The following is a 16,594-nucleotide window of genomic DNA, read 5'->3' as shown; positions in this document are numbered from 1 at the left end:
TTTTTTATGCCTAAAAATTACTTTTCAGGAGGTCGATAACCTTCAATTTCTACGTCTTTGTCTTCAAACAAAAAGCCAACCATTTGCTCTTCTAAAAACGTACGGTGCTCTGGGTCCATCATATTTAAATGCTTTTCGTTAATTAGCATAGTTTGCTTATGCTGCCACTGGCCCCATGCTTCTTTAGAAATATTATTAAAAATTTTCTCGCCTAGTTCACCAGGGTATAACTGAAATCCAAGCCCTTCGGCTTCTTTTTGTAACTTTTGACAAAATACTGTACGTGCCATAATTGACTCTCTTAAGCGCTAAATGCTAATAGTTTAACCTATTGGGCTCATTTGTTTAACCAACTTTTTAGTCGGTGCGGCTAAACCCACCTCTATAGATTGATCGAGTGGGTACCACACAAGTTGTTTATCGTTTACTACATCCGGTACGTTATTAATATTAAGCACATGTGGATTTATTGTCAGCTCAAAATGCGAAAACACATGAGTAAAAGGCGTTAGCTCTTCCAGCTCAGTTTTTAAGCCTTGCTGATTTAAAAATAACACCATTTCGCTGTATTCGTTGAACTCAAAAAAGCCAAACAGACCGCCCCAAATACCGCTGCTTGGGCGCTTTTCCATTAAAACTTTCTCGTTATGTTGAATTATTAACTGATGACAACTCTTTTTAGGAACCGCTTTTTTAGGTTTAGGATGAGGAAACTCTTTAACCTTACCGGCATTAAACGCACCGCAATCGCTATTAAGTGGGCACGCTTGGCAGTCAAAGCGACTGCGAGAGCAAAGGCTGGCGCCCAAGTCCATCATGGCTTGGTTAAACTCAGTCACATTGTTTTTAGGGGTTAACTGGGTAGACAAATGCCAAAGTTGGTTTTCTACTTTTTTTACCCCATACCATCCTTCAACCATAAAATAACGGGCAAGCACTCGCTTAACATTACCATCTAAAATAGGGTGGTGCTGGCCAAGCGACAGCGATAATACCGCACCTGCGGTAGAGCGCCCTATTCCGGGTAAATCCATGACTTCTTCAAGTGTAGTTGGAAATTTACCTTGGTATTTATCTCGCACTATTTTGGCCGTTTTATGTAAGTTACGTGCCCGTGCGTAGTAACCTAAGCCAGTCCAATGATGCAGCACTAAATCTTCATCTGCATTTGCTAAAGCTATGATATCAGGGAAGCTTGCCATAAACTTTTCAAAGTACGGAATAACCGTAACAACTTGCGTTTGCTGTAACATTACTTCTGACACCCACACTTTATAAGGTGTTTTACCTAGTTGCCAAGGCAATGTTTTACGCCCATGAAGGTGATACCACTGAACCACTTGGTTAGCAAATTTGTCTGACTGCTGTTTATTTAAATCCAACATATACTACTTTTACTCATGCTCAATAGCGGCTCAGTCTATTGCAGTTAATAAAAAGATCAAGCTATGAAGGCGCTATAACACGCTAATACTTGTGATTAGCTGCGTGGTCAGGGATAATACGCAACCATTTTTAAACACATTGTTTTTGTCAGGCCAATAATATGAGTGAATCAAGTAACAACAACCTTGAGCAAGCTAAGCAAGAAGGTAAGTATATCCGCACAATTCGCAGTTTTGTAAAACGCGAAGGCCGCTTAACTAAAGGCCAAGCTGCCGCAATTGAAAAATGCTGGCCAACTATGGGGCTTGAGCACAAAAACGGCCTACTCGACTTAGCCCAAGTATTTGGCAATAACAATGATGTAGTATTAGAAATTGGTTTTGGTATGGGCAAGTCATTAGTTGAAATGGCAAAAAATGCACCGCACCTAAACTTTATTGGTATTGAAGTACATCGCCCAGGCGTTGGTGCATGTTTAATGGATGCAGATGAAGCCGGTGTTACTAATTTACGTGTATTTGAACACGATGCGGTAGAAGTACTCGCTGACTGCCTTGCTGATGAAAGCTTAACAACGCTGCAGTTATTCTTCCCTGATCCATGGCATAAAAAGCGTCATCATAAACGCCGTATAGTGCAAACAGAATTTGCTGAAAAACTGCGTAGCAAATTAAAAATTGGCGGTGTTTTTCATATGGCTACTGACTGGGAAAACTACGCCGAGCACATGCTAGAAGTTATGCAAGCAGCGCCTGGCTATAAAAATCAGTCATCTACCAACGACTACGTGCCTCGTCCTGATTCGCGCCCGCTAACTAAGTTTGAACAGCGCGGCCACCGTTTAGGTCACGGCGTATGGGACTTAATGTTTGAGCGCACAAAATAATTACACTAATTTACTAATCAATAATTTGTAAGGCAAAGCCATTTATGAGCGTATTAACCAACCCAAGTTTACTGTTACTTCGTAATAGCGAAGAACTAGTGGGAAAATCTATCTTGGTGGTCAACTTTGTTCAAGATGGCTTTTTAGCAGAGCTAAAGCAGCTAAATCCTCAAAGTGCCATCACCGCATTTAGTTATAACCATGCTAATGGTGAATTTGCTAAAAAAATAAATGGCATAAACGTGTGTGTTAACCATGAAATGGCCGCCAACGATTACGATTTAGTCATTCTTTACTACCCAAAATCAAAGCCTGAAGTATTAATGGCACTTGATAATATTCGCGCCGTTATTAACGAAAAAGCACAGCTACTTGTGGTAGGCGAAAATAAAAGTGGCGTTAAATCGATAGAAAAACAGCTCGCGGGCAAAGCGCAGTACAGTAATAAAATTGACTCTGCTAAGCATTGTATTTTGTTCTCATTTGAGCAACTAGAGAACAACCCAACCTTTGAGATTAGCCGCTACCATAAAACGTTTAGAGTAAATGTAGCAGGAGTAGAGTTTGATGCTATCAGTGTTCCAGGTGTATTTAACCACGGCGCTTTAGACGCTGGCACAAAAATGTTGCTAGAAAATGCCCCTACCACTAAACAAGGTAATGTACTGGATTTTGGCTGTGGCGCAGGCTTAATAGCCACTTTTTTAGGTATTAAAAACCCAGCACTGACTTTTACTTGCAGCGATGTGAGCGCACTTGCAACTTATGCTACTGAGCAAACATTAAAGCTTAATAATATTAAAGGCGGCACAATTTTAAGTGATGGCTTAAAAAGTATTAGCGGCAAGTTTGATTTAATAGTTAGTAACCCGCCTTTTCATACTGGCATAGCGACCGACTACACAATTGCTGAAGCATTTTTATCAAATGCTAAGCAGCACTTAACCAAGGTAGGAAAGCTAAGCATAGTGGCTAATAGCTTTTTAAAATACCCGCCAATTTTAGAGGCGCAGTTTGGTAGCTTCCACACTGTGTACAAAAATAACAAATTTGCCGTTTACAGTAGCTAACTAATTATACTTAGTTAGGCTAAGTGTAATTAATACTTAGCCTAACTTTCGAATAAATATCAGAATTAATTTCACTATTTCCCTTCACTTTCTATGGTTTTTGCTAAACTAAAGTTCTAAATATAAATATTCATGCTTAGGCGATGCAGCAATAATGCCAAAAAAAGTACATCAAAAAAGTATTCGAAAAGCGCTGATCAACACCATCATGCTTATCACTGCTATTTGTTTAACTTTATCGGTTTCAATTTCCACTTATATGAGTGTAAAAGAACAAAAGGAACTGATCATAAACAAGCTCGTGATCCTTTCCGATATTGTTGCTTTTGATGCCGCAGGTTCATTGGTAAAAGACGACAGAAAAACAGAAGAAAAACGCCTAAAGTCGTTTGATAAAATCCCCCTTGTTAAAAACATTCATATTTACGCAATAGAAAAAACATCGAGTAAACCTGTATTTTTTATTAGCTTTAATGCTAAAAAAACCCCACCTGTTCCGCTGCGCGTAGACAGTATTAAAGAGCTTAATGAGCCAAGAGTGACCAACAACTACATTGAGCTAATAACACCTGTGCTTAATAACGAGCAGGTGGTGGGTTACGTTTACATGCGTGGTAGTTTAGAAAGCCTAGATGAATTTATAAAACAAAAAATTATTATAGATATTTTCCTTACCCTGTTTATTTTGTTTTTTGTGTACTTTATAGCGATAAAAACACAAAAAAGTATCGCTAACCCTATTGAACACTTAAGTGTATTGCTACAAGACGTATCAAAAAATCATAACTATGACGTACGCGCACCCAGCACCAGCGTAAAAGAGGTTACAGCCTTATCAAACAGCTTAAATATTATGCTTACTCGCACCCGTAAGCAAATAGAACGTCATGAAAAAGACAAACTAGAGATAAAACAACTCAACCAAAGCTTAGAAGAAAAGGTAAGCCAAAGAACAATAGCCCTGCGCGAAGCAAACCAAGAACTGCTTTCTACCCTTGAGCGAATGCACCAATACCAAGAACAAATAGTAGAAAACGAAAAAATGGCCTCTTTAGGGCAAATGGTAGCCGGCGTAGCCCATGAGGTTAACACCCCAATTGGCCTAGGTATTACTGGCTCAACCTTGCTGCGCGATAAACTTGCCGATATTCAGCTTAGTTTTGATAATAAGTCTCTTACTTCTAACCAATTAAAACGCTTTATTGACGAAGGTATCGAAAACCTTGATTTAATTTATAGAAACCTAAATCGTGCGGCCGACCTTATCTCTAACTTTAAAAAGGTAGCTGTAATTCAAGATGATGGGATTAAAACCCATGTAAACATCCATAGGTTAATATCTGATGTGTTAATGTCGATTCAATCAGAGTTAATAAAGTCAAAGCCTAACGTCGTGATCAATTGTCCGAGTGATTTAACCATTGAAAGTAAATCTGAGCCACTACAACAAATATTCCAACAGCTTATTTTAAACTCTGCCATTCATGGTTTTAGCAATAGCGAAAATAACGAAATTAAGTTTGATATAGAAATAACAGGCCCACAAATAAAAATAATCTACACAGATAACGGCCAAGGCGTTGATAAAAATGTCAAAAATAGGATATTTGACCCATTTGTAACCTCTAAGCGGGGCCAAGGGGCAAGTGGTTTAGGCATGCACTTAGTGTACAACTTAGTTACCCAAGCGCTAGGCGGGCATATACTGTATGACCTAGATGCAAAACCCGGCGTACGCTTTGTTATTACAATTCCATAAAAAGTGTTTAAAAAAAGAGTATTTATTTACGCTTTTTACTTGAATTACCATTTAATGACCTTATAGAGAGAGCATGTGATATTTCATGTTTAATTATTTAACTTGATCTAATAATTAAGCGATACAATTTCTGAACTTTATTGCTTTTGCAGTATCACATACATTGATGAAAGGTTATAAAATGATATAATTCCGTTTTGAATTTGCGCGATTATTTTTAGTACCTTTAAGCGATTGGTGGATGTATCAATTATTAAAGGAAATGGCTTCGTTTTCATAATTCAAAAAGCTGCATCCGTTATATATCATTAAACAGTAGTTTTTGCACAATGCCTTTTGGTTAGTTTGGAACACCCCTACTGTTTTATTTTTATCCAACTTGTTTTTTCTTGTTAACATTTGGGTATAATCCTATAATCTCTAGTAATCGAATTATTTAGTTAAGATTCGATTTTTTGTAAATAAAATATTCCAAAAAGGTTAATTAATAATGCAAACGCCAGTCATTCTAATCGTAGAGGATGAAGACGTAACTCGACTAAACCTCGTGAGTTTATTTGAAGCTGAAGGTTACAAAGTTATTGAAGCCATTGATGGCGATGATATGCATGACAAGCTTACAAATAATGATGACGTCAATCTTGTAGTTATGGACATCAACCTACCGGGTAAAAACGGGCTAATTTTAGCACGTGAATTACGCCAAAAACGTAAAGTCGGTTTAATCTTTTTAACCGGCCGTGATAACGATGTAGACCGTATTTTAGGTTTAGAAATTGGTGCTGATGATTACATCACTAAACCTTTTAACCCTCGTGAATTGACTATACGCGCTCGCAACTTAATTACCCGTACAGCGCTAGGCGGCGAAGAGTCAGTGCTAGAAACCAACGGTGTAATTACATTTAACGGTTGGGAACTTGACGAAAACAGCCGTTGTTTAACGTCACCAAATGGTGATGCTAAGCGTTTACCTAAAGGTGAATACAGAGCGCTGCGTTTAATGCTTGATTCTCCAGGGCGTATTTTTAGCCGTGAACAACTTATTAAGCATATGACTGGCCGTGAGCTTCGCGCTAATGACCGTACTGTAGATGTAACGATTCGTCGTATTCGTAAGCACTTCGAAAGTGATAATTCTACTTCTGAGCTAATCAGCACCATCCATGGTGAAGGTTACCGCTTTATTGGTAAAATCGACGCTTAATTAGAGTAAACCGCTTACTCTAATAATTGTAAAAACGAATGAAGGGCAATTTGTCCTTCATTTATTTTATCTGCCAATGTATCTAACCATTCTCTTAGTACTTCATCTGATTCGTCAAGCGCACCGTGTTCCATCTTTTTAGCATGTAACTGTACGTCGTTTAATCCTACAGAGCCCGCAGCACCTTTAAGCTTATGCGCCACCGATTTGTACTCTTCCCTGTCGTTTTCATTTAACGCGCTTTGCAGCTCTTGCTGATATTGCGGGTTTAGTTTTTCAAACAAACCACTGCTGCGCTTAAATACTTCAAGCCCCATAGAGTTTACAAAGTCTTCAATGGTTTCAACATCAAGCACACCTGCATTAATGCCCTCAAGCGCTTCTTTACTTACCGTTAGCAGCGGTTTGTCTGATTCACTTTGTTGAATATCAAACAAATCAGCCAGCATTTTATCAAGCTTTATTGTATTAATGGGTTTAGCAAGCGCCCCTTGCACCGAAATACCTTCTAAGTCTTCTTCGGCGCTACGTACATTCGCTGTAAGCGCAACGATAGGTAATTTATCAAAATGGCTATCGGCACGTATTTGTCTTGCCACCTCATCACCATTTATATCGGGCAGTTGCATATCTAGTAGTACTAAATCTAGCTCGTCTTCGGTTTCTACAAACGAGAGTGCATCTTCACCTGTTTCGGCCCAAATCACTTCATGGCCGCGCTGCTCTAACAGGTTAGTCGCAATTTCAGCATTTAATGGCACATCCTCTACAAGTAAAATATATAAACCTCTACCTGCATAGCTTTGTTCGGTAGGCGCTACACATAAGCTAAGCGGTATGTGTACTGTAAAGCAGCTGCCTTCACCTTCTGCACTGGTTACCGAAATAGTGCCTTTCATTGCACTGACCAACGCTTTGGTTACGGCTAAACCAATGCCTGAGCCAATCGCGTTTTTACCGCTTAAATCTGGGGCTTTGTAGTACATATCAAATATGCGCGAGAGTTGTTCCTCTGGGATCCCCTGCCCTGTGTCTGATATTTTAAGTTCAAGCCACGGTCCATCGTTACGCTCTTCTCGGCTACATGTGAGTTTTACCTCGCCATGCTGGGTAAACTTAACGGCATTATTAATTAAGTTCCATACCACTTGGCGTAAACGCGTTGGGTCTAGGAGTGCATAAACATCTAATGTGCCATTTCGCTCAATTGAAAATTCAAGCTCTTTTTGTTCAGCAATTAAGCCGGCAAAGTTCACTACATCGTTAATAAAGTCTGAAACGTTAATAGAGTCGGTTGCTATATCTAACTGCTCTCGGTCTATTTTATCTAAATCTATAATATCGTTAAAAATATTACCTAAGGTTTCAGCGCTCGAAAACACCGTATTACACCAACTGCGTTGCTGTTTATTAAGCTCTGTATCAAGCAGCATGCGGGTTAAGCCTACAATGCCATTTAATGGCGTGCGCAGCTCATGGCTAAGCGTTGCTATAAACTTACCTTTATCCTTATAGGCTGTTTCAAGCGCTTGTGCTGCTTCTTTACGGCTGGTTATATCACGCCCAAATGCAAGCAAACCTATGTAATCACCTTGATCGTTTATAAACGGTAATTTACGCAGCTCAAACCAACGGTTTTCACCATTAACCATATATTCAACATCAATTGTCAGCGCTTGATGCGTTTGCTCGACTTGTTTATCGGTTCTGAGTACTTCTGCTAAAAAGTAGCTTGGGAAAATCTGCTCCACTGTTTTACCAATTAGTTCAGCGCTGGTTTTGCCCATAACCTCTTCAAACATTTTATTACAGCCGGCAAACACGCCGTTGTTATCTCGGTAATAAAATAAATCGGGAGAAGAGTCGACAATAGAGCGAAGGAGCATGCCTTGCTGAGCTAGTTCTTGTTGTGTTTTTTTACGCTCTGCTATTTCGCGGCGAAGCTCTTCAATGGCGCGATGCTTGGCATGAAAAGCCATTTTTCGCTCATCTATTTCAATGTTGAGGCGGTTGATATTATCTTTTAATGTTTGGTTTAACAGCTTTTCTTGTTTTGTGGCGCTGTCTAAATAAGCGTATGAGGCATCTAATTGTCTAATCGAGTTGAGTAAAATACTGATCATAAAGGGAGATACAACCGCAGTAAAAAATACCACAGCTAAAATATCAACTAAATTAACCTCACCCAGTGCCACATAATAAAACATACTCGACAATATAAGCGACACGCCTAATAAAAGCGCGTAGCACATTGCCGCGGTTTTTAACTCGCCAAAGCGAGTTATTAAACTAGAAAGTACTCGAGCCCAAGGGCTCAAAGAAGAATCGGTCATAGGTCAGTGTATCTCGTTACTAGGCATAAATAAAAAGTGCCTATTAATAGTCAAACGCATTTTGCAGCAGATTTTAGCATTTTTCTATTAGCTATATTCATGTTGTGCGACAAAAACAGAAAATTTTCATGTTTACTTTTGCCTACTTGTTAAACTCATCATTTCAGCAATAAATTATTTAGTGTAAAATGCTGCGCTTTATTATGACCAATAACGAGTAGCGCACATGCAAACCAACATGCCCGATATAGCTGATACGGCTCCCGCCTTACAAACAGGTAAGTTAGACTGGGTTGGTATGGGCGAAATAGAACTGCCATTTATTTTTGAATCGAAAGATTTAGCACCCGTTACCGTTAACGCAAAAGCGCGTGCCTTTGTTAATTTGCATAAAGAAGACGCTAAAGGCATTCATATGTCGCGTTTATTTTTAGCGCTTGATTTACTCTCAACAGAGCAACAAGTTAACCCACAAACTTTAGCTCAAGCACTCGATACCTTTATCACCAGCCACGAAGGATTAAGTGACAAAGCCCAAATAGAGTTTAAATTTGAGTTACCGCTGCGTCGTAAATCGTTATTAAGCGGTAAAGCAGGTTGGAAAAGCTACCCAATTACCCTAACCAGCACTATTGAAAATAGCGTAATTAGCTACGAGCTAAGCGTTGATGTTACTTATTCATCAACCTGTCCATGCTCTGCAGCACTTGCTCGCCAACTTATTCAAAATGCTTTTAGCGAAAAGTTTAATCAAGAAACACTTAATCAAAAAGATGTTTTAGCATGGCTAGGTACAACGCAGGGTATTGTGGCAACGCCTCACTCACAGCGCTCAATTGCAAACGTTAAAGTAAAGCTAGACAACACAATTAGTGAATTTGACGTTGTAAATTTAATTGATACATTAGAAGCTGAACTAAAAACCCCCGTACAAGCGGCAGTAAAACGTGAAGATGAGCAAGAATTTGCCCGTCTTAACGGTCAAAATTTAATGTTTTGTGAAGATGCTGCACGTAAAATTAAAGCGGTTCTTGAAAACGATAACTTTAGTGATTACTGGCTGCAAATTAATCATTACGAATCACTCCATGCGCATGATGCAGTCGCGATTGCCGTTAAAGGAATTGAGGGCGGTTACAAAGCCTAACAGCCCTGCTGCATTAATAATAAATACATACGGTAATTAGCTATAACAACCAATTTTTAGGCACGTAAATTGCTTTACTTGAGCAGTGTCAATTTGTTGTTATGGAGTTACCGTATGGAATTCGCTTTATTATCAATTTTAGTATTAGTGGTTGGGGCCTCTGTGGTTGCGTCAAAATTTAGTGATGATGGCGGCAATCCCTATCCTTTTACCCGCAAACAAACTGTGTTTACACAGGTTGAGGGTGCATTTTTAAATCTTTTAGAGCGTGCGGTAGGCGATCAATACAAAATTGTGAGCCGCGTCAAACTCATCGATGTAATCGACTGCAAGCAAGGCCTCTCTGCTAAATCAAAACGTGCAGCTTTAGCTAAAGCTAAAAATAAGCAACTCGATTTTGTGCTGGTAGATAAAGAGAAAATGACGATAGTGGCTGCGGTCGATTTAGTTAACAACGCCAATAAAGATGGCCACAAAGCGCAGCGCGACTGGTTTGTAAACGGCGCTTTAGAATCTGCTGGCATTCCACATATTCGTATGAAAGTAAAATCAGGCTACCGCCCTTCTGAGGTGCGCGATGCAATTATGTTTAAATTAGGCAAACCTGCAGCGGTGCAATCGGCTCGTCCAACACGTAATCGTGTAAGTAAACCTGCGGTATTGTCACCTTCTCAGGCTAAAGCCCAAACCACTGCGTTAGCCGAAATTTAAAATAGAATTAAATACTCTCCTAAAAGTATTTAAAGCGAGCCGTAAAACAGCTCGCTTTTTTGTTTTTTATTGCTAACTTCACGTATAATCTACGTATTCAAACTCAGGAATCAAACACTATGAATGTTGGTATTATTGGCGCAATGGAGCCAGAAGTTAAAATTTTACGTGAAGCAATGCAAAACCCACAAGTGCTAACAAAAGCAGGGTTTACCTTTTACACAGGCGAATTAGCAGGTAATACAGTAACGCTTGTGCAATCGGGTATTGGTAAAGTGGCATCAACGATTGCAACCACGTTATTAATTGATAACTTTAATCCTGACTGTGTTATCAACACAGGTTCTGCCGGTGGCTTTGATCCCTCTTTAAGTGTTGGCGATGTTGTTATCTCTTCTGAAGTACGCCATCACGATGTAGATGTAACCGCTTTTGGCTACGAAATTGGCCAAGTTCCACAAATGCCAGCAGGCTTTGCCGCACACCCAAAACTAGTTGAAGCTGCCGAGCAAACCATTGCGCAAATTAGCGAAGTAAAAACCTTAGTAGGCTTAATTTGTACGGGTGATTCATTTATGTGTGACCCAGTGCGAATTGATAAAGCACGCAGCGACTTTCCTACAATGCTTGCAGTAGAAATGGAAGGCGCGTCTATTGCGCAAACATGTTTTGCGCTTAATACGCCATTTGTGGTTATTCGCTCTATGTCTGACATTGCCGGTAAAGAGTCGCCGCAATCGTTTGAAGAATACTTAGAGACTGCATCAATCAACTCATCAAAAATGGTTGTTGCACTATTGGAAAAGCTAACAAAAGTTACGCTGTAAATGCTAAGCAATATTGTTCAAAACCATTTGGACTTTATTGCCTTTTTTGTGGCGCTCATTGCTGAGCGCTTTTTCCCGTTAAGAAGCTGGTATCACCCTAATACAGTATTAACCGCTGTATTTAGTGCTATAGGTAAACGGGTTTATAAACCAAGTGAGCCTAAAAGTTACCTTTATTTAGCCTCCACTCTTGCCTGTGCGCTAGTTTTAAGCGTTATTCTTATTATTATTGTGTTACTGCTTGAATTTGCCTTTTATCCTGAGCTCCTCGCGGGCCTCATTTTATATTTGTGCCTAGAAAGCAAAGCGATTGAAAAAAAAGCCCTGCGTGTTGCAAAGTTAGTAAAACAAAACCAAAAATCTACCGCGCGTGAACTCGTAAAGCCACTGCTTGCCCGAGAGGTCAATAAGCTCTCAGCGCCAGGTATTATCAAAGCCTTAATTGAAAGCTTAATTTTACGAACTGCCCGTAATTACTTTACCGTTATATTTATATTTTTATTACTTGGGCCTATTGCCGCTTTAGCGTATCGGCTACTGACTTTAATGCAGCATGCTTGGCGCGCCGATATACCACCTAATAGTCACTTTTTAAAACCGCTTAAAATACTTTTGTTTATAATCGAATTTATTCCCGTACGCTTACTTGCATTAACCATTGCCGCAAGCAAAGCCAGTAAACAAAGTATGCATTACATAAAGCACTATGGCAGACACTTTTATCAAACAAATACAGGATGGATTTTAAGTGTGTGCTCCGCCTCTATTGGCGTACAGCTAGGCGGCCCTGCGGTTTATTTTGGTAAGCGTTTTAATAAAATGCGTATTGGAACCGAGCGACTCCCAAAAGCCGAAGACGTCCCTGTGATCATAAATAGATTAAATCAAGCGCGTGCATTTTGGCTGTTAGTCATTATCAGTATTGAGATATTAAAGCTGATTTAATGGTTTTTTAGCAGCCAAAATTCGCGCACAAAAAAACCAGCCTAAGCTGGTTTTTTAGTTTTAACTGCGCTTACGCTACAGTAATGTTGGCAAACTTACGCTTACCTACTTGGTAAATAGCGGTCGTGCCTTTTACTACTTCAAGTTTTGTATCAGTGATTTTATCTTCACCGTTAAGTTTTACTGCACCTTGCTTAATCATGCGCATTGCTTCAGAAGTACTGGCTACTAAATTAGCTTCTTTAAGTAAGTTAGCAATTAAAATACCTTCTTCTGCAATCGTAATTGTCAGCTCAGGGATTTCATCAGGTAGCGCTTTTTTCTGAAAACGTTTGATAAAGTCATCGTGTGCGGCTTGCGCAGCTTCTTCACTGTGAAAACGTGCAATTAACTCTTTCGCCAGCTCAATCTTAATATCACGCGGGTTAGTGCCCTGCTCTACGCGTTGTTTTTGCGCTGCAATTTCTTCGATTGATAAGCTACTTAGTAAGTCGTAGTAGCGCCACATAAGTACGTCGCTAATCGACATTACTTTACCAAACATATCGTTTGGCGCATCAGTAATACCAATGTAATTACCAAGCGACTTAGACATTTTTTGAACGCCGTCAGTGCCTTCAAGCAATGGCATCATTAATACTGTTTGAGGCTTTTGGCCTTCTACTTTTTGAAGCTCGCGGCCCATTAAAAGGTTAAAGCGCTGATCAGTACCACCAAGCTCTACGTCTGACTCAAGTGCAACCGAATCCCAACCTTGTACGAGTGGGTATAAAAATTCGTGAATTGCAATAGGTTGGCCGCTACCGTAACGCTTTTTAAAGTCGTCACGCTCTAGCATACGCGCTACAGTTTGATTAGCTGCAAGTTTGATCATACCTGCGGCACCCAGATTTTCCATCCACGAAGAGTTAAACGCAACGGTGGTTTTAGCTGGGTCTAAAATCTTAAAAACTTGCTCTTTATAAGTCTCAGCATTGGCAAGTACATCTTCACGGGTCAGTGGTTTACGTGTTACATTTTTGCCTGTTGGATCGCCAATCATGCCGGTAAAGTCACCAATTAAGAAAATAACCTCATGACCTAAATCTTGAAAGGTTTTCATTTTATTAATTAGTACAGTGTGACCTAAATGTAAGTCTGGCGCGGTAGGATCGAAACCGGCTTTAATTTTTAACTTTTTGCCCGACTTTAGTTTTTCAACTAATTCGTCTTCAATTAATATCTCTTCTGCACCGCGTTTTATCTCTGCTAGAGCGGTTTGTAAATCCACTGTGTATTACTCCAAAATTCTGCCAACGAAGGGGCAACTAGATGACTTGCTACATAAGGGTTTAAAACAGATTTAAACCAAAAGCACTTATGTTGCTAACATAACAAATTTCTACCTAATTAAAACAATTTTTTATGCGAATAATGCAACTAAACTCAATAAGCTTAGTCTCACTGTGTTAGGCAATTAGAAATGGTGTTTAAACGCCGATTTTAGCGCACTTTAGAATCAGTTTAAATCGATAAACTTAAACAACTATAAATTGTCATTTTACTAACATTTGCGGGGCTTTTAGCTTTATTTACTAGTATTCGTACCTTATTACGTATATCCTGCATTAATATATATTTTATTTTCACGACAGCAGAAAAGGCACGTTATGGTTCACGTGGTTAACACGCTTCCCAAAAAACACAAATTGCTTATTCTAGGTTTGGTTTCTGCTATTGTTGGCTTAGCCTTTCTTCCTTCAGAAAAAGCGACTGCATCCAAAGACAATAGTGCAAATGCACTAGAAATTGGTAAGCGTTACGAGTTACAAGTTAAAGTTGAAGACAACGAAAAATTAACTGAATTAAATTCGCCAGAAGCAGCAGAAAAGCTGCCAGAATACGACTTAGTCGATCATCAAGTTAAAAACGGCGATAATTTAGCAATTATCTTCAAGCGTGCTGGCTTTTCAGCGCAAACGCTTCACAAGCTAATTAACACCAATGCTGAAACACGCAAACTAACTAAAATTCACCCAGGTGAAATACTTAGTTTTGCAACAGCAGAAAACGGTGATTTAGCTCAGCTTCGTTATGTTATTTCAAAAACAGATACTTTGTTTGTTACCTTAAATGACGAAGGTAATTACGACACATCAATAGATAGCAAAGAAATAGAAACACTGAGCAAAACAGCCGGTGGCGAAATTTCTAGCAGCTTTTGGACCTCAGCAATTGCTGCAGGCTTAAGCGAGCGCCAAATAATGAACTTTGCTGATATATTTGGTTGGGATGTGGATTTTGCCAACGATATTCGTAAGGGCGATCAGTTTGGGCTAATTTACGAATCACATTATGTTGATGGCGAGTTTATTGGCACTGGTAAAATTATTGCGGCAGAATTTATAAACCAAGGCCAGCGTTATGCGGCTATTCGCCATACCGACGGCAGCTTTTATACGCCTGAAGGGCGCAGCATGAAAAAAGCATTTTTACGTGCGCCGGTAAACTTTAAATATATTAGCTCGAGCTTTAACCCACGTCGCTTACATCCGGTAACAGGGCAAGTAAGAGCGCACCGTGGTATTGATTACGCAGCACGTACAGGCACTCCGGTTGTAGCCTCGGGTAACGGTAAAGTAATTAAAGCAGGTTACAGTAAGTACAATGGTAACTACGTATTTATAAGCCATGGGACACAGTACGTAACTAAGTACTTACACCTTAACAAAAAGCTTGTTAAAACAGGCCAAAAGGTTAAACAAGGTGACAAAATTGGTACCGTGGGTTCTACCGGCCGTGTAACAGGCGCGCACCTACACTACGAATTTTTAGTAAATGGTGTACACCGTAATCCTAAAACCGTTAAGTTACCTAAGTCTGAGCCATTACCACGCTCTGAACTTGCTAAGTTTAAACCTATTGCCGAAAACTTTATTGCACAGCTTGAACGCAATCGCGAACTACAGCTAGCACTTAAGTAACGTATAAGTTATAGATACTAAAAAAGCCTTTGCAGGGTTAACCTGCAAAGGCTTTTTTGTGTTTTTTATTAATTAGTTCATTAATACATAAATTAGCTGTACGACTAAAGAAACCATAACCAGCGGCCAAATATATTTGCTGTATTTGGTTGCGCCATCCAACCCCATTTTACCTTGGTACTTTTCAAGCAAAGGTATCAGCACTGCAAGAGCGACAAACAAGCAAATTAAAATAACAAATATATTCATTCCTAAACCTTAATTATGGTAATTCATGGCCTTTGGCACTTACATATAATGCATACCAATGTTCGCGACTTAACGTAACATTTAGCGCACCGCATGACGCTGCAATACGCTCAACGTTCGTTGTGCCAATAATTGGCTGTATTAATGCAGGGTGGCGTAATAACCAAGCTAAAACAATTGCCTCAGGTGTTGTATCGTAAAGTGCAGCAAGCTTATTTACGAGTATGCTGGTATTTATGTCGGCTTGCGATGCATTTGTTAAATCGCCCCCTGTGTATAGCCCTTGGCATAAACTTCCCCAGCTTTGTATTTGAATATCAAAGTGGCGGCAATACTCTACACTGCCCGGTGTAAAGTTAAGATCTTTTCCATCTGCATTACCTGCATAAACGCCTTCATCAACAAATTGGTGTTTTTGTAAACTTGCTTCAATTTGGTTAGCAACAATTGGCATATCTAGGGCGTGTTGTAAAAAGTTCATTTGGTGCTGCTGCATGTTCGATACGGCAAAATTACGTACTTTGCCGCTTTCTTGAAGACAGCTAAATACTTGTGCAATTTCTTCTACTTCCATTAGCGGATCAGGGCGATGAAGCATAAGCACATCAAGATAATCGGTGTTTAAACGTTTAAGTGAACCTTCAACTGACTCTTCAATCCACTTGGCCGAAAAATCGTAACGCTTAGGGCCTTTATCATCTTCAAAACGTATACCGCATTTAGATTGAATATACATGTGCTCGCGCAGCTCTGGTCGCTCAGCTAGTGCTTGGCCAAATACCTGCTCGGCTTTGCCAAAGGTATAAATATCGGCGTGATCAAAAAAGTTAATGCCGCCAGCTATGGCTGCATCAATACACTCGTGAGTTTGCTTTAAGTGAGCCTTAGTAATGGCGTCTTTATTCCAACCGCCGCCTAGGCCCATACAGCCAAAAACGAGTCTACTAACATGAGGTAAATATTTTGCCAAAGGGGTGTGAAGCATGATGACTATCCTTATTAGTGTGCATAGCCCTCACTGTAAACAAAAACACGTCTGCAAACAAACTTTAATACGTGCAGTTTTATAGGCATAAAAAAAGCGCAGTAAACTGCGCTAATCGGTTGGATT

Annotated in this window: 15 protein-coding genes; 9 read left to right on the top strand and 6 right to left on the bottom strand. The window is 39.6% G+C overall.

Translation table 11 applies throughout. The annotated features are described in order from the left end of the window. Positions 1–17: 17 nt before the first annotated feature. Together PSH54_RS04770 and mutY are read right to left on the bottom strand one after the other, a co-directional pair. The gene (locus PSH54_RS04770; protein WP_004587535.1) at positions 18–290 is read right to left on the bottom strand and encodes an oxidative damage protection protein; all 273 of its coding nucleotides are present in this window, start codon (positions 288–290) and stop codon (positions 18–20) included. A gap of 33 nt (positions 291–323) precedes the next feature. After that, positions 324–1,385, bottom strand: coding sequence for an A/G-specific adenine glycosylase (mutY, locus tag PSH54_RS04765; protein WP_273605598.1), 1,062 nt, complete (start codon positions 1,383–1,385; stop codon positions 324–326). A 161-nt stretch (positions 1,386–1,546) separates the two neighbouring features. Here mutY and trmB point away from each other — a divergent pair, with 161 nt between their 5' ends. The 4 genes from trmB (at position 1,547) to arcA (ending at position 6,308) form a co-directional block, all read left to right on the top strand. Beyond that, positions 1,547–2,272 (top strand): tRNA (guanosine(46)-N7)-methyltransferase TrmB, encoded by a 726-nt coding sequence (trmB, locus tag PSH54_RS04760; RefSeq protein WP_096042234.1) that lies wholly within the window; start codon positions 1,547–1,549, stop codon positions 2,270–2,272. A gap of 44 nt (positions 2,273–2,316) precedes the next feature. Continuing rightward, positions 2,317–3,342: a methyltransferase gene (locus tag PSH54_RS04755; protein WP_054983843.1), complete on the top strand. Its 1,026-nt coding sequence runs from the start codon at positions 2,317–2,319 to the stop codon at positions 3,340–3,342. A 154-nt stretch (positions 3,343–3,496) separates the two neighbouring features. Continuing rightward, a complete protein-coding gene (locus tag PSH54_RS04750; protein WP_138578541.1) occupies positions 3,497–5,101 on the top strand; it encodes a HAMP domain-containing sensor histidine kinase in 1,605 nt (534 codons plus the stop codon). A 490-nt stretch (positions 5,102–5,591) separates the two neighbouring features. Next, positions 5,592–6,308: a two-component system response regulator ArcA gene (arcA, locus tag PSH54_RS04745; protein WP_004587530.1), complete on the top strand. Its 717-nt coding sequence runs from the start codon at positions 5,592–5,594 to the stop codon at positions 6,306–6,308. A gap of 14 nt (positions 6,309–6,322) precedes the next feature. On the opposite strand, the gene arcB is transcribed toward arcA, so the two are convergent. Continuing rightward, positions 6,323–8,641, bottom strand: coding sequence for an aerobic respiration two-component sensor histidine kinase ArcB (gene arcB / locus PSH54_RS04740; protein WP_273605597.1), 2,319 nt, complete (start codon positions 8,639–8,641; stop codon positions 6,323–6,325). A 226-nt stretch (positions 8,642–8,867) separates the two neighbouring features. On the opposite strand from arcB, the gene folE2 reads away from it, so the two are divergent. From folE2 to PSH54_RS04720, 4 genes are all read left to right on the top strand, one after another. Next, positions 8,868–9,788 (top strand): GTP cyclohydrolase FolE2, encoded by a 921-nt coding sequence (gene folE2, locus PSH54_RS04735; RefSeq protein ID WP_055254809.1) that lies wholly within the window; start codon positions 8,868–8,870, stop codon positions 9,786–9,788. Between the two features lie 114 nt (positions 9,789–9,902). After that, entirely contained in the window at positions 9,903–10,499 is a 597-nt protein-coding gene (locus PSH54_RS04730; RefSeq protein WP_024031608.1) for a DUF2726 domain-containing protein, read from the top strand. Between the two features lie 119 nt (positions 10,500–10,618). Further along, complete coding sequence (gene mtnN / locus PSH54_RS04725) at positions 10,619–11,326, top strand: 5'-methylthioadenosine/S-adenosylhomocysteine nucleosidase (protein ID WP_004587526.1); 708 nt, start codon at positions 10,619–10,621, stop codon at positions 11,324–11,326. Then, positions 11,327–12,271 (top strand): cobalamin biosynthesis protein CobD/CbiB, encoded by a 945-nt coding sequence (locus tag PSH54_RS04720; protein WP_273605596.1) that lies wholly within the window; start codon positions 11,327–11,329, stop codon positions 12,269–12,271. 70 nt (positions 12,272–12,341) lie between these two features. On the opposite strand, the gene tyrS is transcribed toward PSH54_RS04720, so the two are convergent. Further along, positions 12,342–13,541: a tyrosine--tRNA ligase gene (gene tyrS / locus PSH54_RS04715; RefSeq protein ID WP_273605595.1), complete on the bottom strand. Its 1,200-nt coding sequence runs from the start codon at positions 13,539–13,541 to the stop codon at positions 12,342–12,344. A gap of 379 nt (positions 13,542–13,920) precedes the next feature. Between tyrS and PSH54_RS04710 the strand changes: the two genes are divergently transcribed. Further along, complete coding sequence (locus PSH54_RS04710) at positions 13,921–15,234, top strand: peptidoglycan DD-metalloendopeptidase family protein (RefSeq protein WP_004587523.1); 1,314 nt, start codon at positions 13,921–13,923, stop codon at positions 15,232–15,234. Between the two features lie 72 nt (positions 15,235–15,306). Here the strand turns inward: PSH54_RS04710 and PSH54_RS04705 are convergent, their stop codons facing one another. Continuing rightward, positions 15,307–15,483 carry a hypothetical protein gene (locus tag PSH54_RS04705; protein WP_004587522.1) on the bottom strand — a complete coding sequence of 59 codons (177 nt, stop codon included), beginning with the start codon at positions 15,481–15,483 and terminating at the stop codon, positions 15,307–15,309. Between the two features lie 13 nt (positions 15,484–15,496). Next, positions 15,497–16,468 (bottom strand): aldo/keto reductase, encoded by a 972-nt coding sequence (locus PSH54_RS04700; protein ID WP_004587521.1) that lies wholly within the window; start codon positions 16,466–16,468, stop codon positions 15,497–15,499. Positions 16,469–16,594: the final 126 nt, after the last annotated feature.

It is taken from the genome of Pseudoalteromonas sp. Angola-30, assembly GCF_028599215.1.
Taxonomy (GTDB): Bacteria; Pseudomonadota; Gammaproteobacteria; order Enterobacterales; family Alteromonadaceae; genus Pseudoalteromonas; species Pseudoalteromonas atlantica.
Note: the sequence above shows the minus strand (reverse complement) of the source record. Positions and strands in the feature narration are given on the sequence as shown.